At 61.6% G+C, this 20,028-nt stretch carries 19 protein-coding genes and 1 pseudogene; 11 read left to right on the top strand and 9 right to left on the bottom strand.

Annotated features, from left to right (window positions below):
• The first annotated feature begins 85 nt into the window (after positions 1-85).
• Complete coding sequence (locus tag C8K63_RS29265; protein WP_108219865.1) at positions 86-1,051, top strand: isopenicillin N synthase family oxygenase; 966 nt, start codon at positions 86-88, stop codon at positions 1,049-1,051.
• Between the two features lie 82 nt (positions 1,052-1,133).
• Positions 1,134-2,087 (top strand): adenosine deaminase, encoded by a 954-nt coding sequence (locus C8K63_RS29260; RefSeq protein WP_108219864.1) that lies wholly within the window; start codon positions 1,134-1,136, stop codon positions 2,085-2,087.
• Positions 2,088-2,210: 123 nt separating this feature from the next.
• On the opposite strand, the gene C8K63_RS29255 is transcribed toward C8K63_RS29260, so the two are convergent.
• Together C8K63_RS29255 and C8K63_RS29250 are read right to left on the bottom strand one after the other, a co-directional pair.
• Positions 2,211-2,945, bottom strand: coding sequence for a helix-turn-helix transcriptional regulator (locus tag C8K63_RS29255; protein ID WP_108219863.1), 735 nt, complete (start codon positions 2,943-2,945; stop codon positions 2,211-2,213).
• A 315-nt stretch (positions 2,946-3,260) separates the two neighbouring features.
• Positions 3,261-4,190, bottom strand: coding sequence for a LysR family transcriptional regulator (locus C8K63_RS29250; protein WP_108219862.1), 930 nt, complete (start codon positions 4,188-4,190; stop codon positions 3,261-3,263).
• Positions 4,191-4,314: 124 nt separating this feature from the next.
• Here C8K63_RS29250 and C8K63_RS29245 point away from each other — a divergent pair, with 124 nt between their 5' ends.
• Both C8K63_RS29245 and C8K63_RS30565 read left to right on the top strand, forming a co-directional pair.
• Positions 4,315-5,328 (top strand): zinc-binding alcohol dehydrogenase family protein, encoded by a 1,014-nt coding sequence (locus C8K63_RS29245; RefSeq protein WP_108219861.1) that lies wholly within the window; start codon positions 4,315-4,317, stop codon positions 5,326-5,328.
• A gap of 252 nt (positions 5,329-5,580) precedes the next feature.
• Positions 5,581-5,754, top strand: a complete 174-nt coding sequence (locus tag C8K63_RS30565; protein ID WP_177413263.1) for a hypothetical protein — start codon at positions 5,581-5,583, stop codon at positions 5,752-5,754.
• A gap of 8 nt (positions 5,755-5,762) precedes the next feature.
• Here the strand turns inward: C8K63_RS30565 and C8K63_RS29240 are convergent, their stop codons facing one another.
• Both C8K63_RS29240 and C8K63_RS29235 read right to left on the bottom strand, forming a co-directional pair.
• Entirely contained in the window at positions 5,763-6,959 is a 1,197-nt protein-coding gene (locus tag C8K63_RS29240) for a multidrug effflux MFS transporter (RefSeq protein WP_108219860.1), read from the bottom strand.
• Between the two features lie 90 nt (positions 6,960-7,049).
• Positions 7,050-7,247 carry a heavy-metal-associated domain-containing protein gene (locus C8K63_RS29235; RefSeq protein WP_108219859.1) on the bottom strand — a complete coding sequence of 66 codons (198 nt, stop codon included), beginning with the start codon at positions 7,245-7,247 and terminating at the stop codon, positions 7,050-7,052.
• A gap of 148 nt (positions 7,248-7,395) precedes the next feature.
• Between C8K63_RS29235 and C8K63_RS29230 the strand changes: the two genes are divergently transcribed.
• The 3 genes from C8K63_RS29230 to cueR all read left to right on the top strand — a co-directional run bounded on the left by C8K63_RS29230 (position 7,396) and on the right by cueR (position 10,670).
• Positions 7,396-7,779, top strand: coding sequence for a hypothetical protein (locus C8K63_RS29230; protein WP_108219858.1), 384 nt, complete (start codon positions 7,396-7,398; stop codon positions 7,777-7,779).
• Positions 7,780-7,866: 87 nt separating this feature from the next.
• On the top strand, positions 7,867-10,260 hold the full coding sequence (locus tag C8K63_RS29225; RefSeq protein WP_108219857.1) for a heavy metal translocating P-type ATPase: 2,394 nt from the start codon (positions 7,867-7,869) through the stop codon (positions 10,258-10,260).
• Complete coding sequence (gene cueR / locus C8K63_RS29220) at positions 10,257-10,670, top strand: Cu(I)-responsive transcriptional regulator (RefSeq protein ID WP_108219856.1); 414 nt, start codon at positions 10,257-10,259, stop codon at positions 10,668-10,670. Before C8K63_RS29225 ends, cueR begins: the two co-directional genes overlap by 4 nt.
• 145 nt (positions 10,671-10,815) lie before the next feature.
• Here cueR and C8K63_RS29215 read toward each other — a convergent pair whose 3' ends face one another.
• Positions 10,816-11,709, bottom strand: coding sequence for a PA4780 family RIO1-like protein kinase (locus C8K63_RS29215; protein WP_108219855.1), 894 nt, complete (start codon positions 11,707-11,709; stop codon positions 10,816-10,818).
• A 344-nt stretch (positions 11,710-12,053) separates the two neighbouring features.
• Here C8K63_RS29215 and C8K63_RS31330 point away from each other — a divergent pair.
• Both C8K63_RS31330 and C8K63_RS31325 read left to right on the top strand, forming a co-directional pair.
• Positions 12,054-13,244 (top strand): annotated as a pseudogene (locus C8K63_RS31330) (cache domain-containing protein); the annotation flags it as partial.
• A gap of 90 nt (positions 13,245-13,334) precedes the next feature.
• Entirely contained in the window at positions 13,335-14,102 is a 768-nt protein-coding gene (locus C8K63_RS31325; protein WP_371920820.1) for a methyl-accepting chemotaxis protein, read from the top strand.
• Between the two features lie 138 nt (positions 14,103-14,240).
• On the opposite strand, the gene C8K63_RS29205 is transcribed toward C8K63_RS31325, so the two are convergent.
• The gene (locus C8K63_RS29205; protein WP_108219853.1) at positions 14,241-15,518 is read right to left on the bottom strand and encodes an acetyl-CoA C-acetyltransferase; all 1,278 of its coding nucleotides are present in this window, start codon (positions 15,516-15,518) and stop codon (positions 14,241-14,243) included.
• Positions 15,519-15,735: 217 nt separating this feature from the next.
• Between C8K63_RS29205 and C8K63_RS29195 the strand changes: the two genes are divergently transcribed.
• Positions 15,736-17,088, top strand: coding sequence for a 3-oxoacyl-ACP reductase (locus C8K63_RS29195; protein ID WP_108219852.1), 1,353 nt, complete (start codon positions 15,736-15,738; stop codon positions 17,086-17,088).
• Between the two features lie 2 nt (positions 17,089-17,090).
• Complete coding sequence (locus C8K63_RS29190; RefSeq protein ID WP_108219851.1) at positions 17,091-17,945, top strand: MaoC/PaaZ C-terminal domain-containing protein; 855 nt, start codon at positions 17,091-17,093, stop codon at positions 17,943-17,945.
• A gap of 67 nt (positions 17,946-18,012) precedes the next feature.
• On the opposite strand, the gene C8K63_RS29185 is transcribed toward C8K63_RS29190, so the two are convergent.
• From C8K63_RS29185 to C8K63_RS29175, 3 genes are all read right to left on the bottom strand, one after another.
• Positions 18,013-18,363 carry a DUF6124 family protein gene (locus C8K63_RS29185; protein ID WP_108219850.1) on the bottom strand — a complete coding sequence of 117 codons (351 nt, stop codon included), beginning with the start codon at positions 18,361-18,363 and terminating at the stop codon, positions 18,013-18,015.
• A 437-nt stretch (positions 18,364-18,800) separates the two neighbouring features.
• On the bottom strand, positions 18,801-19,364 hold the full coding sequence (locus tag C8K63_RS29180) for a DUF4136 domain-containing protein (protein WP_108219849.1): 564 nt from the start codon (positions 19,362-19,364) through the stop codon (positions 18,801-18,803).
• Between the two features lie 55 nt (positions 19,365-19,419).
• Entirely contained in the window at positions 19,420-20,028 is a 609-nt protein-coding gene (locus tag C8K63_RS29175) for a DUF4136 domain-containing protein (protein ID WP_108219848.1), read from the bottom strand.

Below are 20,028 nucleotides of genomic sequence, written 5' to 3'. Positions count from 1 at the left end.
ACTCAACATTGATGCTGGCTGACCCACCGCATTCGCGAGCAGGCTCGCTCCCACATGTGATCTTCATCGCGTTCAAGGATTGCGTATGACCAGCCTTCCGATCATCGACATCACCCCGCTCTACAGCGACGACCCATCCGCCTGGTCAGCCGTGGCCGGACAAATCGACCTCGCCTGCCGCGAATGGGGTTTCTTCTACATCAAGGGCCACCCGATCAGCGCTGCGCGAATCGATCAACTGCTCGACAGTGCCAAACGCTTCTTCGCCCAACCCACCGCCGAAAAACTCAAGATCGACATCACCCAGACCCGTCACCATCGCGGCTACGGCGCCATCGCCACTGAGCAGCTCGACCCGAGTAAACCCGGCGACCTCAAGGAAACCTTCGACATGGGCCTGCACCTGCCGGCCGAGCACCCTGACGTACTGGCGGAAAAACCCTTGCGCGGTCCCAATCGCCATCCGTCCATGCCCGGCTGGGAAGCGCTGATGGAGCGACACTACGTCGACATGCAAGCCCTCGCACAAACGCTGTTGCGGGCGATGACCCTGGCGCTGGGGATTGAGCGCGATTTCTTCGACACACGCTTCAATGATCCGGTCAGCGTGCTGCGGATGATTCATTACCCGCCGCGCCACACTGCCAGCTCCGCCGAGCAGCAAGGAGCCGGCACCCACACCGACTACGGTTGCATCACCCTGCTTTATCAGGATGCCGCCGCAGGCTTGCAGGTACGCAGCGTCAAGGGTGAGTGGATCGACGCACCGCCCATCGAAGGTACGTTCGTGGTCAACCTCGGAGACATGATGGCGCGCTGGAGCAACGACCGCTATCTGTCGACGCCGCACCGGGTGATCAGCCCGCTCGGCGTGGATCGTTATTCGATGCCGTTCTTCGCCGAGCCGCACCCGGATACCCGCATCGAATGCCTGCCCGGTTGTCGGGATGAACAGCACCCGGCGAAATACCCGGCCACCACCTGTGCCGAGTTCCTGCTCTCGCGCTTCGCCGATACCTACGCTTATCGACGGGAACCGGAAGCGGTGTGATGAACCGCCTGGTCAGGTTTTACCAATTGTTGCGGCAACCCTCTGTAGAATGGCGACCATTGCACCTGATGAGAAAAGAATCATGTATGACTGGCTGAACGCCCTGCCCAAGGCAGAATTGCACCTGCACCTGGAAGGCTCGCTGGAACCCGAACTGTTGTTCGCCCTGGCCGAGCGCAACAAGATTGCCCTGCCATGGAACGACGTCGAAACCTTGCGCAAGGCGTATGCCTTCAACAACCTGCAGGAGTTCCTTGACCTGTATTACCGGGGTGCCGATGTGCTGCGCACGTCCCAGGACTTCTATGACCTGACCTGGGCATACCTGCTGCGCTGCAAAGAACAGAACGTGATTCACACTGAACCGTTCTTCGATCCGCAGACCCACACCGACCGTGGCATCCCTTTCGAAGTGGTACTCAACGGCATCGCCGCCGCGCTGAAGGATGGCGAGCAGCAACTGGGTATCACCAGTGGTTTGATCCTGAGTTTCCTGCGCCACCTGAGCGAAGACCAAGCGCAGAAAACCCTCGACCAGGCGCTGCCGTTCCGCGAAGCGTTCGTCGCCGTGGGCCTGGACAGCTCCGAGATGGGCCACCCGCCGAGCAAGTTCCAGCGCGTGTTCGACCGCGCCCGTCACGAAGGCTTCCTGACCGTCGCCCACGCCGGTGAAGAAGGCCCGCCCGAGTACATCTGGGAAGCCATCGACCTGCTGAAAATCCAGCGCATCGACCATGGCGTGCGCGCCATCGAAGACGAGCGCCTGATGCAGCGAATCATCGACGAGCAGATCCCGCTGACCGTATGCCCGTTGTCGAACACCAAGCTTTGCGTGTTCGATCACATGTCACAGCACAACATTCTCGACATGCTGGAGCGCGGCGTGAAAGTGACCGTGAACTCCGATGACCCGGCGTACTTCGGTGGTTATGTCACCGAGAACTTCCATGCGCTGCACACCCACCTGGGCATGACTCAGGATCAGGCCAAACGCCTGGCGCAGAACAGCCTCGATGCGCGATTGGTGAAACCCTAGGCAGCACCGCAAATCCAACTGTAGGAGCTGGCTTGCCAGCGAAAGCGCCCTCCCATTCACCAAAAATGTTGAATGTGGCAACGGCTTCGCTGGCAAGCCAGCTCCTACAGATTGGGGTAAGGTTTAAAGCGCCATTTCCAGTTCGGCTTCCTGGGCGAAGCGATGAATTTCGCGTTGCCCGGAAGCCGTCACCTGCAAGGCTCGGGAATCGTTGGGCAGGCTCAGCCACCCCGACTGCATGAACAGCTGCAACAATGCCGCGCCCAGCGAGCCGCCCATGTGCGGGCGTCTTTCGCTCCAGTCAGGGCATGCGCAGGCAACCCTGCCGTGGTGATGGGCCAGCGCCTGGATGAACACTCCCCGTGCCGCCAACCCCGTCGCGCCCTTGAGCGTGACCGTGACCCGCTGATCAAACTGTTCGATCCAGCCTGCCTCCAGCAGTCGCTGATACAGATCGGCCGACAGGGTGCCCCCCAAGTGATCGTCGCACAGTCGGGCACTCAGCAATGACGAACGCACCGCCTGGGGTTTGACGAGAGGCGCATTGCGTTTGAATACCTGCGCAATATCCTGGGGTGCGCTGGCGAAGGTCGCGCTGGCCAGTGCCTCGATTGCCGCCCCGACCTCGGGCGCGGCCAGGCGGAAGAAGCGTTTGCGGCCGCGGCTTTCAACCCTCAACAGACCTCCAGCGGACAAACGTCCCAGGTGTGCGCTGGCCGAAGACGGTGACAGGCCGGCCAGCAATGCCAACTCTTCGGTTGTTCGCGCCGAACCGTCCATCAAGGCCCACATCATTGCGCTGCGCTTTGGGTCAGCCAGCAATGTGGCGATCTGGCTGATGCAAGGTGCATGTTCCATGTATTCACTCCCTGTTGAATCGTTTCGTTTACTGCCCGGAAACATCTTGAGCAGTAATGTGTCGTCGGCCAATCCGTGGAGACTGTCATAAACCCGGCGACGCCTTGCTCACCCATTTGCGCTGCCTGGCCGACGCTGCGAAGGCCAGAAGGATGACCGTCAGCCGGACCGACTCGAACGTTGGTCCGCCATTGGGGGATCGACGCTACCTACATGATGAGGGCGCTAGTATATGCGGGTTGGTCGCGGGATCCTGTCCTCCGCCCGGCATAGGTGGTGATCGTTCCTGAGAGAAATTTCTCTTTTTTCGTGCGACTAATGATCGATATCCGAAAAACCCGGAAATTGACTGCTCAAAAGTTCACATCGGCTGACAAGCATTTCACGCAAGAGATTCACCGGCTTACTCAATTGCGCGCGATGGGCGCACAACAGATTCAGCGGTGCGCGTTCACAGAGCAGCTCCGGCATCAGCACCTTCAAGCGACCGGCCAGTACATCGGCGGCGACATCCAGCCAGGACTTGTACGCGATCCCGGCGCCCGCCACGGCCCAAAGGCGCACGACATCGGCATCGTCACTGAAACGATCGCCGCTGACGGTCAGGCTGACTTCGCGTTTGCCGTCGTGAAAACTCCAGTGGTCGTGGACCCGGCTGCCGAGCATGTACAACAGGCAATTGTGCTGTGCCAGTTGCTCAAGATGCCGCGGCTCGCCATGACGGGCCAGATAGCCGGGAGCGGCGCACAACACCCGGCGGTTCTGCGGGGCGATGGGCAGCGCCACCAGGCTGGAGTCCTCCGGTTCACCGTAGCGCAGGGCAATGTCTACCGGTTGGCGAAACAGGTCGGCGATGCGATCCCCCAGCAGCAGGCGCACGGTCAGTTTCGGATGTTCGCGTTGAAACTCATCGAGCCAGGGCAGCAGCAGATGGCGGCCAAAGTCCGATGGTGCCGACAGTTGCAGAACTCCGCTGACCTGGTCTTGACCACTGGCCAGCAATCGCCGGCCCTCGTCGAGATTGCTCAGGGCCGCGCGGGCGTATTCGAGAAAGCCCTCGCCTTCGACGGTCAGGCGCAGGCTGCGGGTCGAACGGGCCAACAAGCGGGCGCCGAGCTGTTGTTCGATGCGTTTGAGCGCCGCACTGGCCACCGCCGCCGACATGTCCATGCCTCGCGCGGCGGCGGACAGACTGCCCAGGTCCGCCGCCCGGACAAACAACTGCAAGTCATCGAAACGCAGCATCAGAGCACCGATTATCAAAAAAATATTGAAAGAGACTGCTCTTTTAGCCGGTTTTATCTTCAGGAGAAATAGCCAATCATTTCCCCCATCGAATCTCTTCTTTATCAGTGTTCCGGAGCCGCTCATGAAAGCCATTGCCTACTACGCCTCGTTGCCGATCAGTGACGACAAGGCTCTGCAAGACATCGAACTACCGGAACCGGTCGCCGGCCCCCGCGATTTGCTGGTGGAAGTCAAAGCCATCTCGGTCAACCCGGTGGACACCAAGGTGCGCCAGAACGTCCAGCCCGAAGGTGGCGCGGCCAAGGTGCTGGGTTGGGATGTGGCCGGTGTGGTCAAGGCGGTGGGCAGTGAGGTGACGCTGTTCCAGGCCGGCGACAAGGTGTTTTACGCCGGCTCCATCGCGCGTGCGGGCGGCAACAGCGAGTTGCATGTGGTGGACGAGCGCATCGTCGGCCACATGCCAAAGACCCTGGGATTCGCCGAAGCCGCTGCCCTGCCGCTCACCGCGATCACGGCGTGGGAACTGCTGTTCGAACGCCTGCAAATACGCGAAGGCAAAACCGATGAAGGCCAGAGCCTGTTGATCGTCGGCGCGGCGGGTGGCGTGGGCTCGATGCTTACGCAGCTCGCTCACCAACTGACGGCCCTGAAAGTCATCGGCAGCGCTTCGCGTGCGCAGACCCAAAGCTGGGTGAAGGAACTGGGTGCCGATCTGGTGATCGACCACAGCCAGCCACTCTGCGAAGCACTCAAGCGTGCCGGCGTGGATCAGGTCACCCACGTCGCCAGCCTGACCCAGACCGACCAGCACCTGGACCAACTGGTCGAGGCATTGGCGCCCCAGGGCAAGCTGGCGCTGATCGATGACCCCAAGGTGCTGGACGTGACCAAGCTCAAGCGCAAGAGCCTGTCTCTTCACTGGGAGTTCATGTACACCCGTTCGCTGTTTGAAACCCCGGACATGATCGAGCAGCACAACCTGCTCAATCGCGTCGCTTGGCTGATCGATGCCGGGACCCTGAAAACCACGGTGGGCGAACACTTCGGCACGATCAATGCGGCCAATTTGCGCCGTGCCCATGCCCTGCTGGAGAGCGGCAAGGCCAAGGGCAAGATCGTGCTGGAAGGGTTCTGAGGCGCTGAAAAGAACCATCGCTGATTTCGTGTTTACCTTCGGCGACCGGGTAGTTCCGGCCGCCGACAATCCCTGCGGGCGCCCTCGCAAAGTCATGTTTTTTTAGTTACAAACCGTCAGTCCGACAGTTGATCCTTGTCACAATGGTGCTCGAATTCGGGACTACAATCGAAACTCCTGCGAGGCAGTCTTTTGCGTAACGTCTTTTACGAGACATCTTTACGAGACATCTTTTACAAGAGGAGTTCGGCTATGAAGATCCTGATAAAAGAACTGGCAAAGTCCCAGTGGCAAGTTCGCTTGGACCAACATGCTGTGACGTTCCGCAGCGAAGCAGAAGCTCGCGCTTTCACGCGAACCCTTGAAGCCCGCATCCAGGCCCCTCACCCCATTCCCGTCTTCCACCCGCAGCGCGCAGCCGGCTGATTCCGGCCTCAAACCTGGGCTTGCGCCAGCGCCCGGGCATTTTGCAAACGCCGGGTGAGCAACGCCGCACTCACCACCAGAATTCCACACAGGCTGATGACCATGGCCATCGGCACGGCGCTGCCGTCGTGCAGCACGCCCACCAGCGCAGAGGCACCGGCAGCCACGCTGAATTGCAGGCAACCGAGCAGCGCCGATGCACTGCCGGCCCGCCCACCCTGCCCGCTCATCGCACAGGCCGCGGCGTTGGGACTGATGCAACCGAGGCTGGCGATACAGATGAACAATGGAATCAGCAGCGGCCACAGGTGTGCCGGGTGCAGAGAGCTGACAGCGAGCAGGGTCAAACCGGCCGCCAGATATACCCACACCGCACGCACCAGCAAGAAGGCCGGACCACGCTTGGCCAGCAACCGCGCATTAACCTGTGCCACCAGAATGAAGCCCGCCGCATTGGTGCCGAACAGCCAGCCAAAATGCTCGGCCGGAACGCCGTAGAGCTTGATGATGATGAAGGGTGAACCGGCGATGTAGGCAAACATCCCGGCGATGGCGATACCGCCGGTCAAGGCATGGCCGAGGAACACCGGGTCGGCCAGCAACCGCCCGTACTGACGCAGCGCACCCGACAGCGGTTGACGCGGTATGTGGGCCGGCAAGCTTTCCGGCAATCCCGTCGCAACCGCCAGCCCCGCCAGCGCACTGAAACCGGTCAAGGCCAGGAAGATCGACTGCCACCCTGTGGTGTTGACCAACAACCCACCCAGCAATGGCGCGAGGATGGGAGCAAGCCCCATCACCAGCATCAACTGCGAAAAGACTTTCGCCGAACCCACCGCATCACACTTGTCGCTGACCACCGCCCGGGAAATCACCATCCCCGCGCAGCCGCCCAACGCCTGGATGAAACGCGCGCCGATCAGCCATTCCAGATTCGGCGCATAGGCGCACGCCACGGAGGCAACGGTGAACAGGCCGACACCGGTGAGCAACGGAATGCGTCGCCCGAAACGATCCGCCACCGGACCATAGGCCAACTGACCGATGGACAAGCCGAGGAAGTACGCCGCCAACGTCATCTGAACGTGATTTTCGTCCGTCCCGAAAGCCAGAGCCATGGCCGGGAAGGCTGGCAGATAGAAGTCGATCGCCAGCGGACCGAAAGCGCTCAAGGCGCCGAGAATCAGAATGGTACGCAAGTTCATCAGGCATCCAGTGGGGCAGAAGTCGGCAGCCCGACAGTCTAGCCGTGCATGGACGCCTTGAACATTCCAGTAGCTCGCTAACTATCAAATTCAGGCCAGTTTGACGCCGTAACCCTCTTCGCTGATCGCCGCGATCACTTGCTCGGCGGTCAGCGCACTTTCGACTCCGACTTCCCTGGCCGCCAGATCGACCCGCACACTGGCCGCCGGGTCTTTGGCCTGGACCGCCTGCGTGATGGCCTTGACGCAGTGACCACAAGACATGCCTTCAACGTTGAACACTTGCATGGGATGACTCCTTTTCCGAGGTTTGAACCGAGTTTCGAGCTTGCCACCGTGGCAAGGTCAAGTTCTGAAGCTGGCTGCCGGGCTGGCAATCGGCGCAGCGCTCGGCCAAGCTGCGTCCATCAATGACTCGAACTCAGGAGATTCAGCCATGCGCTGGTCAGCTTTCAGCCTGTTTGGCTTTCTCAGCCTTTTCGCCACCGTGCCCTCGGTCAACGCTGCCGGTCAGGATTATGGCGTGCTGATCATTTCCCGCGAGCGCCTGGAAGTCGCGACCAGTTGCGAAATCGGTGTGTACATCCAGGATCAATTGGCGGCGCGGCTGTTTCAGGAGCAGAGCACCTCGTTCAACCTGCCGCCGGGCATCGTCTCACTGCGCCTCAAACTGCTGCCGGGCCAGGTCCCGGGTTGCAATCCGGGCATGCTCGCGCCGGGGTCGCAGGACATCCAGCTCAAGGCCGGGGATGTGCTCAAGTACCGGATCGCGATGACGCAGGAAGGGATGTACCTGAAACGGGCCGGTCTCGGTTATTGATCGGCGACTTGATCTGAAACATGGCACTTGACCTTGCCAGCATGGCAAGGTTGATCCTGTGGTCATCTACTACAGGGAGTGCGACCGATGTCCGAATCCACCACGTTCGACCTGCCGATTGCCGGCATGACCTGCGCCAGTTGCGCCGGGCGTGTCGAGCGCGCCTTGAGCAAAGTCATTGGCGCCAGTGCCGTCAGCGTCAACCTTGCCACTGAACAGGCGCGGGTGCAGGCACCCAGCGACAGCTTGCCGGCCTTGATGGATGCCGTGGTCAAGGCCGGCTACAGCGTGCCGCAGCACAGCCTGGAACTGAGCATCGACGGTATGACCTGTGCGTCCTGCGTCGGTCGGGTCGAGCGTGCGCTGGGCAAGGTTGCCGGAGTGAAAAGCGTCAGCGTCAACCTGGCCAACGAACGCGCCCACCTTGAACTGCTCGGCCAGATCGATCCGCAATCCTTGATCGCCGCAGTGACCAAGGCTGGCTACAGCGCCAGCGTCTGGGAAGCCGAACACCCGCCAACCGACAATCAGCAACAACGCCTGCATCGCGAACGCCTGGCCTTGATCATCGCCATCGCCCTCGCCTTGCCGCTGGTATTGCCAATGCTGCTACAGCCCTTCGGCGTGCACTGGATGCTCCCGGCCTGGGCGCAGTTCGCCTTGGCCACGCCGGTGCAATTCATCTTCGGTGCACGGTTTTACGTCGCCGCGTGGAAAGCCGTGCGCGCCGGGGCCGGCAACATGGACCTGCTGGTGGCCCTGGGCACCAGCGCCGGGTATGGCTTGAGCCTGTACGAATGGGCCACCGCCGCCGGGCGCATGCCGCACCTGTATTTCGAAGCCTCGGCGGTGGTGATCGCCCTGGTGCTGCTGGGCAAGTACCTGGAAAGCCGCGCCAAGCGCCAGACCGCCAGCGCCATCCGTGCCCTCGAAGCCTTGCGCCCGGAACGGGCGATTCGGGTGATCGATGGCCACGAGCAAGACGTCGCCATCAGCGCCCTGCGCCTCGATGACTTGGTGATGGTCAAACCCGGCGAACGTTTCCCGGTGGACGGCGTAGTGGTTGAAGGCCAGAGCCATGCCGACGAAGCGCTGATCAGCGGCGAGAGCCTGCCGGTGCCCAAGCAGCCCGGCGACAAAGTCACCGGTGGCGCGATCAATGGCGAAGGCCGGTTGCTGGTGCGTACCCAGGCCCTCGGTGCAGAAACCGTGCTGGCGCGGATCATCCGTCTGGTGGAAGACGCCCAGGCCGCAAAAGCGCCGATCCAGAAACTCGTGGATAAAGTCAGCCAGGTGTTCGTGCCCACTGTGCTGCTGATTGCCCTGGCGACCCTGATCGGCTGGTGGCTGTACGGCGCGCCAATGGAAACCGCGCTGATCAATGCCGTGGCGGTGCTGGTGATCGCCTGCCCGTGCGCCCTGGGCCTGGCCACGCCAACGGCGATCATGGCCGGCACCGGCGTGGCGGCGCGCTACGGGATTCTGATCAAGGACGCCGAAGCACTGGAGCGAGCCCATGAAGTCAGCGCGGTGGTATTCGACAAGACCGGCACCCTGACCTCCGGCGCACCGCGCATTGCTCATCTGAGTGCCGTCGACGGGAATGAGGCGAGCCTGCTGCAACTGGCCGGCGCCCTGCAACGCGGCAGTGAGCATCCGCTGGCCAAGGCTGTTCTGGATGCCTGTGCCGAACGCCACTTGAAAGTGGCCGATGTCAGCGACAGCCGGTCCCTGACCGGCCGTGGCATCGCCGGCAGCTTCGAAGGGCGTCGCCTGGCGCTGGGCAATCGGCGCCTGCTGGAGGACAGCGGCTTGAATGCCGGGCCATTGGCCGACTCGGCGATCGCGTGGGAAAAAGAAGGCCGGACCTTGTCCTGGCTGATCGAACAATCCCCCGAATCACAGGTGCTGGGCCTGTTCGCCTTCGGTGACACTCTCAAGCCCGGCGCACTGCAAGCAGTGCAACAACTGAGCGCACGAAACATCAGCAGCCACCTGCTGACCGGCGACAATCGCGGCAGCGCCAACGTAGTGGCCGAGGCCCTGGGCATCCACGATGTGCATGCCGAAGTGCTGCCGGCAGACAAAGCCGCCACGGTCGCCGCACTGAAACAAACCCGCGTGGTGGCGATGGTCGGCGACGGCATCAACGACGCCCCGGCACTGGCCGCCGCCGACATCGGCATCGCCATGGGGGGCGGCACCGACGTCGCCATGCACGCGGCCGGCATCACCCTGATGCGCGGCGATCCGCGAATGGTGCCGGCCGCATTGGAGATCAGCCGCAAGACCTACGCCAAGATTCGCCAGAACCTGTTCTGGGCGTTCGTCTATAACCTGATCGGCATTCCATTGGCGGCATTCGGCCTCCTCAACCCGGTGCTGGCCGGTGCGGCCATGGCATTGTCGAGCGTCAGCGTGGTGAGCAATGCGCTACTGTTGAAAACCTGGAAACCCAAGGACCTGGAGGACAACCGATGAACATCGGCCAAGCGGCCCGCCATAGCGGCCTGAGCGCAAAGATGATCCGTTATTACGAATCCATCGGCCTGCTCAAGGCAGCCCATCGCACCGACAGCGGCTACCGGGTATACGGCGATGACGACCTGCACACGTTGGCGTTCATCAAGCGCTCGCGGGACCTGGGGTTTTCCCTGGAAGAAGTCGGCAAGTTGCTGACCCTCTGGCAAGACCGCCAGCGCGCCAGCGCCGATGTGAAAGCGTTGGCCCGCCAGCACATCGATGAGTTGAACCAGAAGATCCGTGAACTCGGCCAGTTGCGCGACACCTTGCAGGACCTGGTTGAGCACTGTCAGGGCGATCATCGGCCGGATTGCCCGATTCTGAAGAATCTGGAGTCGGGGTGTTGTGTCACCCCGACTCAAGCCTGATCACTGTGGGAGCGAGCCTGCTCGCGAAAGCGGTGTATCTGTCACCTTGATGTCGGATGTACCGACGTCTTCGCGAGCAGGCTCGCTCCCACATTGGATTTGTGTTGTGCACAAAAAAACCGGCCGAAGCCGGTTTTTTATCCGATCACTGCATCCAGGGTGGAGGCGGTTCTTCGGTCTTGCCCGGCGGAGCATCGTCCGCCGCGCGTACGGCTTGCTTGCGCTCTTCATCCAGGCGCGCGGCCTCGATCTCGCGCATGATTCCGCCCACGTCGGCCAGCTCTTCCGTGTCGGCGAACTCGCCGGTCAGGACACTGGCCGGGTGCAAGGTGCCGGCCTCGTACAAGGCCCACATTTCCTTGGCGTACTTGGTTTTCTTCAACTCCGGAGCAAACCGCCCGAAGTAGGACGCCATGTTGCCCACGTCGCGCTCCAGCATGCTGAACGCGTGGTTGTTGCCCGCCGCATCCACCGCTTGCGGCAGATCGATGATCACCGGACCGGTCGGCGTCAGCAACACGTTGAACTCGGACAGGTCGCCGTGCACCAGACCGGTACACAGCATCAGCACGATCTGGGAAATCAGATACGCGTGATACTCGCGGGCCTGGTCCGGCTCCAGCACCACATCGTTCAGACGCGGCGCGGCATCACCATACTCGTCGGCCACCAACTCCATCAGCAGCACGCCTTCGAGGAAGTCGTACGGCTTGGGCACCCGCACACCGGCATTGGCCAGGCGGAACAGCGCCGCCACTTCGGCGTTCTGCCAAGCGTCTTCGGTTTCTTTGCGGCCAAACTTCGAGCCTTTGGCCATCGCCCGGGCCTGACGGCTGTTGCGCACCTTGCGGCCTTCCTGATACTCGGCCGCCTGACGGAAACTGCGTTTATTCGCCTCCTTGTAAACCTTCGCGCAACGCAACTCGTTGCCGCAGCGCACCACATAAACAGCTGCTTCTTTACCACTCATGAGTGGGCGCAGCACCTCGTCGACCAGACCGTCCTCGATCAGGGGTTCAATGCGTTTTGGAGTCTTCATCAGCTTTTATTGTGGGTCCTTTATTACCAAACACGCGAAAGTCATTCGTTATACGGCAATCCACTCACGGGGGGGAGGGGTTGCCGACTTATGAGCATTGCAGAAGCACACAATGTGCCGATTTCATCAGGAAAAACCGACGACCGCCACGGGTCGCTCCAGATCATAGCCGAGCCTGCGTCACTTGTTGTGCAAGGGTATTGAGGGCAATTGCGACAGAAACTGACACCACAGTTCATACCTTCCGTAGGATTTTTCCCATCGAGCCTCAATTTCCTCCGACAACAGCCGAAGTCCTTAGTGACAAAGTGATTTGTCCGACAATCGCTCCCCCAATAATAGCGATGCCGCACTCAAGGACCCGGGTTGACCAAGAACGTTTACGCCTGCCAATAAACCGCGAGTCATCTGCACTGCGTGGGCCTACAAGAAAATCTGGAGCGCGGATGAACATCAAACAGAAGTTGACCTGGGCGTTTGCAATCATCGCCTGCCTGCCCGTGGTGCTGGTCGCCACCCTCGTTGTGCTGAACCTGCGCAGTGATGCCAGGGACGAATTCGTCGACGGCAGTGCCCGCGAGATTCGTCAGGTCAGCAACGCCATGCAATTGTTCTTTGACGGCATCAGCCAAAACGTCGATTACCTGGCCAAGCAGCCGCTGATCCGAAACTCCGACGACAGCCTCAAGACTTACATGGCTGCCAACGCCGAGAGCGCCCCTCAGGGCGAGGCGGACAAGAAAGTCTTCGCCCTGCTTCAGGACCTGGGCAACAGCCACCCGGCCTACGCTTATGCCATCCTCGGCACGGCGGCGGGCGGCTACGTGTCGTGGCCGGATGATCCGAAGTTGAACAATTACGATCCGCGACAGCGCCCCTGGTACAAGGCGGCCCAGGCCAAACCGGGCAAACCGTTGCGCACCGAGGCCTATTACTGGGCCCAGGACGACGCGACCTACGTCAGCACCGTGCGCACCATCGACAACAAATTGGGCACCAACGGCGGTGTGGTCAGCATCGACGTGACGCTCAAGCAGCTCACCGAAATCGTCAAGCAGATCAAGCTCGGTGAAACCGGCTACCTGATGCTGATGGAAAACACCGGCATGGTCCTGGTGGATCCGAAACAACCGGAACACAACTTCAAACCCCTGAACAGCCTTGGCGACGGCTACGCGCAACTGGCCAAGGCCGGCAAGGGCCTGGTGGAAGTGGAGCTCAACGGTGAGCACTACATGGCCAACGTCTGGCCATCGGAGCAACTGGGCTGGACCTTCATCGGCCTGATCAAACAGGACGATGTGATGAGTTCCGCGACCCAGTTGACCTGGTTGATCGCCATCATCGCCGCCGTCCTGGCCGTCATCTTCGCCATCGTCGGCGCCAGTTTTGCCAGCCTCATCGTGCGCCCGATCCGCAGCGTGGCCAGTGGCCTTGAAGGCATCGCCCAGGGCGAAGGCGACCTGACCCAGAACCTGCAAATCCGTGGCAACGATGAAACCGCGCAACTGGCCAACTGGTTCAACCAGTTCCTGACCGCGATTCGCAACCTGATCCAGAACATCGGCGGTGCAGCGGGCAAGATCCTCGACACATCGAAGAGCTCGACCCAGGTCTCCAGCGACATGGCCGAAGCCGCCGGACGCCAGCGTGAAGCGGTGGACATGGTCTCCACGGCGTTCCACGAAATGGTCGCCACCGCCAACGAAGTCGCGCGCTCTTGCAGCCAGGCGGCGGAGTCTGCCGACAGTGGCCAGCGCCAGGCGCGCGAAGGTCAGCAGCAGATCGATGCGGCGGTGAACAGCGTTGATCGCCTGAGCCAGGAAATCGAACAGTCGGCCCAGTCGATGCAACAGCTCGAACGCGACAGCAACGACATTCAGTCGATCCTGGGGACCATCCGCTCGATCGCTGAACAGACCAACCTGCTGGCGCTGAACGCCGCGATCGAAGCGGCCCGGGCCGGTGAGCAAGGTCGCGGTTTTGCCGTGGTGGCTGACGAAGTGCGAGCCCTGGCCAAGCGCACGGCCGACTCCACGGCGGAAATCGACGGCCTGCTGGGCAACCTGGCCAAACGCACCAGCCAGGTGACCCAGCAGATGCACGCCAGCCTGGAAGTGTCCCAGCAATCGGTGACGCGCATCGGTGAGGCGCGCAGCAGCTTCGGGCAGATCCGCGAGTCGGTGGACGTGATCCGCGACATGAACACCCAGATCGCCACGGCGGCGGAACAACAGCATCAGGTGGCCGAAGACATCAACCGGCACATCAGCCAGATCCACGGCGATGCGCAGTTGGTGGCGGAACTGGCCAACTCGGCGCGCCTGGATTCCCAGAGCCTGGCCGGGTTGTCCAATGAGCTGGACGGGTTGGTGCGCAGGTTCCGTACCTGATTCGCAAAATCACCACTAAACCCTGTAGGAGCGAGCCTGCTCGCGATGAGGCCATCAGCTTCAACATCCATGTTGACTGATATGCCGCCATCGTCGGAACGCCGCCCGGAGCAGGCTCGCTCCTACAGTTGTTTTTGCCTAGCGTTCGATGATTGCGGTCACGCCCTGCCCGCCCGCCGCACAAATCGAAATCAATCCCCGCCCCTTGCCCGCCGCATCCAGCAACTTCGCCAGGTTGGCGACGATGCGCCCGCCGGTGGCGGCAAACGGGTGCCCCGCCGCCAGTGAACTGCCCTTGACGTTGAGTCGGCGGCGGTCAATCGAGCCCAACGGCGCATCGAGGCCGAGACGGGTTTTGCAATATTGCGGATCTTCCCAGGCCTTCAACGTGCACAGCACTTGCGCTGCGAAGGCTTCGTGGATTTCGTAGTAGTCGAAATCCTGCAAGCTCAGGCCATTGCGCGCCAGCAAACGTGGCACGGCGTAGACCGGCGCCATCAACAACCCTTCGGCACCGTTGACGAAATCCACTGCAGCCGCCTCGCCGTCGCGCCAGTAGGCAAGAATCGGTAACCCGCGTGCCTTGGCCCATTCTTCGCTGCCCAGCAGCACCAGTGACGCGCCATCAGTCAGCGGCGTGGAGTTGCCCGCGGTCAGGGTGCCCCTGGCACTTTTCTCATAGGCTGGCTTGAGCGCGACGAGCTTTTCCAGCGTGGAGTCCGGGCGCAGATTGTTGTCGCGGGTCAGGCCCAGGAACGGTGTCATCAGGTCGTTGTGCCAGCCTTCGGCGTAGGACGCGGCCAGCTTCTGATGGCTCTCAAGCGCCAATTGATCCTGGGCTTCGCGAGGGATGTTCCAGGTCTGGGCCATCAACTCGCAATGCTGCCCCATGGACAACCCGGTGCGCGGCTCGCCGTTGCGCGGGAACTCGGGGATCAGATGTTTGGGTCGCAATTGCAGGAAGGTTTTCAGTTTGTCGCCGGTGGTTTTCGCGCGATTGGCTTGCAGGAGGATTTTGCGCAGCCCTTCGCTGACGCTGATCGGCGCATCCGAGGTGGTGTCCACACCACCGGCAATGCCGCAGTCGATCTGGCCCAGGGCAATCTTGTTCGCCACCAGCAACGCCGCTTCCAGCCCGGTGCCGCAAGCCTGCTGGATGTCATAGGCCGGGGTGGCGGGCGACAGTCGCGAACCCAGTACGCACTCGCGTGCAAGGTTCATGTCCCGCGATAACTTGAGCACGGCCCCGGCGACCACTTCGCCGATGCGCAGGCCATGCAGGTTGTAACGTTCGATCAGGCCTTCGAGGGCGGCGGTGAGCATCACCTGGTTACTGGCCGTGGCGTAGGGGCCATTGGAGCGGGCGAAGGGAATCCGGTTACCGCCGATGATCGCGACGCGGCGCAGTTGGGTCATGAAAAGCTCCTGATGAAATTGCCAAATTTGAAACTCCCCCCCTGTAGGAGCTGCCGAAGGCTGCGATCTGTTGACTTGGCTTTTTGGAATCAAGATCAAAAGATCGCAGCCTTCGGCAGCTCCTACAATGACCAAGCGTAGGCCTTATCTCGTGGATCGAACGACTGATCGCCGCTCGTGGTCCACACTTTGATCCCCAGCTTTCGGAGCGCGTTCCATGTCTGACCGCTATATCGACTTTGCCAACTCATCCATCGGCCATCGTCTGGTCGGCGCCCTGGGGTTGCCGGTGCCGACCAGACTGGAGCGCTGGCAAGCAGGCCGACTGCGGCCCGTGGAAGGTGCGTTGTTGATCGGCGGCGGGCCATTGGCCGAACACGTCAGCGCCTTTGCCAACCGCCTGACCGACGCGATCTACAGCTACGGCACCGAACCTTCGATGGCCACGGCCTGGATTCCCGGCCATGGACCGAAACTCAAGGCAGTGGTGTTCGATGCCAGTGACCTGCTGCACACCGATCAACTCAAGCAACTGCGCGAGTTTTTCCAGCCGCTGATGAAGAACCTCGAACACTGTGCCCACCTGGTGATTCTCGGACGCGATCCGCAAACCTTGCGCGACCCGTTCGCCGCCAGTGCGCAGCGTGCCCTGGAGGGTTTCAGCCGTTCCCTGGCCAAGGAATTACGCAGCGGTGGCACCCTGCAATTGATCTACGTCGGCGAAGGGGCCGAGGCGCAACTGGAAGGCCCGCTGCGGTTTTTCCTCTCACCCAAAAGCGCGTTCGTGTCCGGGCAGGTCATTCGCTTGAATCCGTGCTCGACGCCAGTCACCGACTGGACACGCCCGCTCGCCGGGTGCAAGGCACTGGTCACCGGCGCGGCGCGGGGCATTGGTGCCGCCATCGCGGAAACCCTGGCCCGTGATGGTGCCGACGTCATCCTGCTCGACGTGCCCCCGGCCAAAACCGATCTCGATGCCCTCGCCGCGCGCCTCGGTGGGCGCAGCATCACCCTCGACATCTGCGCCGAAGACGCCGCCGCGCAGTTGATCGAACAGTTGCCCGATGGCCTTGACATCGTGGTGCACAACGCCGGCATCACCCGTGACAAAACCCTGGCCAACATGACCCCCGAATACTGGGACGCCGTGCTGGCAGTCAACTTCAATGCGCCGCAAGTGCTGACCAAAGCCCTGCTCGACAGCGGCACCCTGCACGACAACGGCCGGGTGATCCTGTTGGCGTCCATCAGCGGCATCGCCGGCAATCGCGGGCAAACCAATTACGCGGCGAGCAAGGCCGGGCTCATTGGCCTGGCGCAAGCGTGGGCGCCACTGCTCACCGAGCGCGGTATCAGCATCAACGCCGTGGCGCCGGGCTTCATCGAAACGCAAATGACCGCGCACATTCCCTTCAGCCTGCGCGAAGCCGGACGGCGCATGAGTTCGCTTGGCCAGGGCGGCTTGCCACAAGACGTCGCCGAAGCCGTGGCCTGGCTCGCGCAACCGGGCACCGGCGCGTTCACCGGGCAAGCGTTGCGCGTGTGTGGGCAAAGCGCTCTGGGGGCTTAAGGATGATCACCGACTGGCACACACTCAATCGCGAACCGAGCCTTCCGGGGTCGTACGCACGAGCGGCGACACGGCGAAAAATCACGGGCAGCCGCCTGCCCGATTCGGGTTTGCATTGCTGGGTCGAAGTCGATCCCAAGCGCCTGGCGGCTTATCGCGAGGTCTGTGGTTTCGCCGACAACGGCCTGCTGCCACCGACCTACCCGCACATCCTCGGGTTTGCCTTGCAGATGCAATTGCTCACGACCAGGGACTTCCCGTTCCCGCTGCTGGGCCTGATACACCTGAGCAATCGCATTCGTGTGCTGCGCCCCATGGGCGGGGTGAATCGGGTGCGCGTCAGCGTACAAGTACAGAACCTGCAACCCCACGCCAAAGGCGCGACGTTCGATTTGCTCACCACCCTCGACGATCAGTTGGGGCCGTTGTGGGAAGCGCAAAGCCGGATGCTCTGTCGCGGCGTCAAACTCGAGGGTGAACCGCTCGAAGAACCTCTGACAACCAGCCAGGACTTGAGCGAAATCGAGCACTGGAAAGCGCCCTCGGACATCGGCCGGCAATACGCCAAGGTGTCCGGCGACTACAACCCGATCCACCTGAGCGCGGCCAGCGCCCGACTCTTCGGTTTCCCGACCGCCATCGCCCATGGTCTGTGGAACAAGGCGCGCACGCTGGCTGCGCTGGCCGGGCATCTGCCAGCGGCGAATGTCGAGATCGCGGTGCAGTTCAAGAAGCCGGTACGGTTGCCCGGTGAGGTGACGTTGCTGGCCAGCGCGCCGGGACCGAGCGGGGATCTGCAATTGGTGGGTGCCGGGGATCTGGAGCATATGGTCGGGCACTGGCGGCCGGTTGCCTGATCCTGATATAGCCGATGTCTGTGGCTCGGGAGCTTGCTCCCTCGCCACAGAAGCTCCGTGGTCAGTCTTACGGATCGAGATTATCCAAGGCCCTATTTACAGCCAGTTCACCCAGCATGATCACCTGCGCAATCCCCAGCAGAGTGTTGCGCTGCGAGCCCTCCAGAAACCCCGCAAAATCACTCGCCATCACACTCGCCGACGCCAGTGATTCACAGGCGTGGGCCAGCAGGGTTTCGGTATCGATATCCGGGGCAATGACGAACATCGTGCTGGGTTTGTGAATGGCAGGCTGCTTAGGTGGATTGAGGTAGTGATCGAGGGCGCGGTCGGCGGCTTCGTGGAGTTTGTTTGAGTGGGGGGAATGGTATGGGGAAACGTCGTCGGTTTCGGGGGGATTTGGGGTGGGTTTGATCATGGTGAAGCTCCATTCTTGAATTTGGAGTTCGCCATCACTGCGACCAAGCAGAAGGGTGGCGAACCGTACGCAGGTTGGTCGACCAGGGAATGGAAACCCGGCAGGGCCTAGGCCCTCCCACGCACAGCTCGCCATTAAGCAAGCACAAAAATGCCGCTCGCGCGGCACTGTGCGCCATTCTAAACCCGGGCGACCAAACCCGATCACTGATTTTGCAGCGACAGACAAAGGCTAGAGATCGTGCTTCCGACGGGCAACCTGAAAAACGTGTCGGAGGTTTCCTCGGGACTTGAGGAAAACTACACAGGATTGGTCGGCTGACAGGCCGCCATCGCGAGCAAGCTCGCTCCCACAGTTGGGTCGGGGGATACAACTCGCCAGAGTCGAGCATAAAAAAACCCCTGCGGGGAGCACAGGGGTTGAGAGGCCGGCTGATTCTAGGACGCGTGCGGTGGATAGTTGGCCAATATCCGCGTGACCGTTTGCCAGATGGCATCGCGACGATCCGTCGGGTTCGGCGTGCGGCTGAGTATCTGTTCGTCACTGCCACGCCACACCAGTTTGCCGTCCTTGCCATCGAGCAGATCGATCTGGATGGTCGCCACTTTGTAGCTGACATTGCGGGTTTCGTTGTACATCGGTGCGCCGTAGTAGCCATGCCATGGGTAACCCCAGCCGCCGCCGTAATTGGTGGTCACCTGTTGCTGCCGTTCTTCGACAATCAGGTAGGCCTGCACATTCAAATCGCCCTTGGCGCCTGCAGCGGCCGGACGCAGACCGCGCTGATCCAGTTGATCGGCAACCGCCTGACGGATGCGCTGTTCGGTCAGGTCGCTCTTGATCCGCGGATCATCGGGACGGTATTGCAGGGCGGGTTCTTTCCAGGTCCAGTTGCGATAGGCAGCAAAGTCGCGGCTGGCGTCGAAGTCATGATTGACCTGGTTGGCGGCGCAGGCACTGAGCAGCGCGGCCACTGCCAGTAAAACAAAACGGCGGAACATGATAATTCTCCGGTAGAAGACATGATCCTGTGGAATGCTTCTTATCTACAAGAAGCTAACTAGGAGGATACGCCGACATAGCCTTTTCCACAGCCTCCCGTATCGCATCGGCGCGCTCGCTTTCGCTGCCCCGGTTGCCGGTTTCAGCGCTGGAACTCCATATCGGTTGACCGCTTTTGGCGTCAAACATGTCCACCTGCACGACCACGACCTGTTCCCGATAGGTACGGATGATCGGCACGGTAGCGTATCCGCCATATCCAGGGCGGTAGCCGTTGTAGCCGCCATAACCGCCGCCGTAATAGTCGTCCTGAACCTGACGCAAGCGGGTTTCCAGGCGAAGGTCGGCGCTGACAAACAGGTCCGCCGGACGATTGTCATGCAACGGGCGCAAACCCCGCTGATCCAGCGCATTGCTGACCGCTTCGGCAACCTGCGCCGAGTCCGCCCACGCGGTGCCCGGTGGCAGATGGCCGTTGAGCCAGGCCCAACTGCGGTACTTGCCATAGTCACGGGACGGCGCCGGGTAGGCGCTGCGATCGAACGTATTGGCAGCCTGGGGCGGTGCCGGTGGCAAAGGGGTTGAGGTGGCTACATAGGGGTTGCTGCCCTGACAGGCAGCCAGCCCCAGGCAGAGCACCAGTACACCTGAATGATTTTTCAT

Origin of the sequence: Pseudomonas sp. GV085 (genome assembly GCF_003050925.1) — a bacterium.
In the GTDB taxonomy this organism is placed as follows: domain Bacteria; phylum Pseudomonadota; class Gammaproteobacteria; order Pseudomonadales; family Pseudomonadaceae; genus Aquipseudomonas.
This window is presented reverse-complemented; position numbering and strand designations above follow the sequence as displayed.

What these genes read in the sequence shown, in the direction of transcription:
- C8K63_RS29240 (WP_108219860.1), bottom strand. Translation starts at nt 6,959, where the DNA reads ATGAACTTGCGTACCATTCTGATTCTCGGCGCCTTGAGCGCTTTCGGT.
- C8K63_RS29205 (WP_108219853.1), bottom strand. Translation starts at nt 15,518, where the DNA reads ATGACCCAACTGCGCCGCGTCGCGATCATCGGCGGTAACCGGATTCCC.
- C8K63_RS29215 (WP_108219855.1), bottom strand. Translation starts at nt 11,709, where the DNA reads ATGAAGACTCCAAAACGCATTGAACCCCTGATCGAGGACGGTCTGGTC.
- C8K63_RS29250 (WP_108219862.1), bottom strand. Translation starts at nt 4,190, where the DNA reads ATGCTGCGTTTCGATGACTTGCAGTTGTTTGTCCGGGCGGCGGACCTG.
- cueR (WP_108219856.1), top strand. Translation starts at nt 10,257, where the DNA reads ATGAACATCGGCCAAGCGGCCCGCCATAGCGGCCTGAGCGCAAAGATG.
- C8K63_RS29190 (WP_108219851.1), top strand. Translation starts at nt 17,091, where the DNA reads ATGATCACCGACTGGCACACACTCAATCGCGAACCGAGCCTTCCGGGG.
- C8K63_RS29265 (WP_108219865.1), top strand. Translation starts at nt 86, where the DNA reads ATGACCAGCCTTCCGATCATCGACATCACCCCGCTCTACAGCGACGAC.
- C8K63_RS29195 (WP_108219852.1), top strand. Translation starts at nt 15,736, where the DNA reads ATGTCTGACCGCTATATCGACTTTGCCAACTCATCCATCGGCCATCGT.
- C8K63_RS29180 (WP_108219849.1), bottom strand. Translation starts at nt 19,364, where the DNA reads ATGTTCCGCCGTTTTGTTTTACTGGCAGTGGCCGCGCTGCTCAGTGCC.
- C8K63_RS29235 (WP_108219859.1), bottom strand. Translation starts at nt 7,247, where the DNA reads ATGCAAGTGTTCAACGTTGAAGGCATGTCTTGTGGTCACTGCGTCAAG.
- C8K63_RS29260 (WP_108219864.1), top strand. Translation starts at nt 1,134, where the DNA reads ATGTATGACTGGCTGAACGCCCTGCCCAAGGCAGAATTGCACCTGCAC.
- C8K63_RS31325 (WP_371920820.1), top strand. Translation starts at nt 13,335, where the DNA reads ATGGCCGAAGCCGCCGGACGCCAGCGTGAAGCGGTGGACATGGTCTCC.
- C8K63_RS29225 (WP_108219857.1), top strand. Translation starts at nt 7,867, where the DNA reads ATGTCCGAATCCACCACGTTCGACCTGCCGATTGCCGGCATGACCTGC.
- C8K63_RS29175 (WP_108219848.1), bottom strand. Translation starts at nt 20,028, where the DNA reads ATGAAAAATCATTCAGGTGTACTGGTGCTCTGCCTGGGGCTGGCTGCC.
- C8K63_RS29185 (WP_108219850.1), bottom strand. Translation starts at nt 18,363, where the DNA reads ATGATCAAACCCACCCCAAATCCCCCCGAAACCGACGACGTTTCCCCA.
- C8K63_RS29230 (WP_108219858.1), top strand. Translation starts at nt 7,396, where the DNA reads ATGCGCTGGTCAGCTTTCAGCCTGTTTGGCTTTCTCAGCCTTTTCGCC.
- C8K63_RS29255 (WP_108219863.1), bottom strand. Translation starts at nt 2,945, where the DNA reads ATGGAACATGCACCTTGCATCAGCCAGATCGCCACATTGCTGGCTGAC.
- C8K63_RS29245 (WP_108219861.1), top strand. Translation starts at nt 4,315, where the DNA reads ATGAAAGCCATTGCCTACTACGCCTCGTTGCCGATCAGTGACGACAAG.
- C8K63_RS30565 (WP_177413263.1), top strand. Translation starts at nt 5,581, where the DNA reads ATGAAGATCCTGATAAAAGAACTGGCAAAGTCCCAGTGGCAAGTTCGC.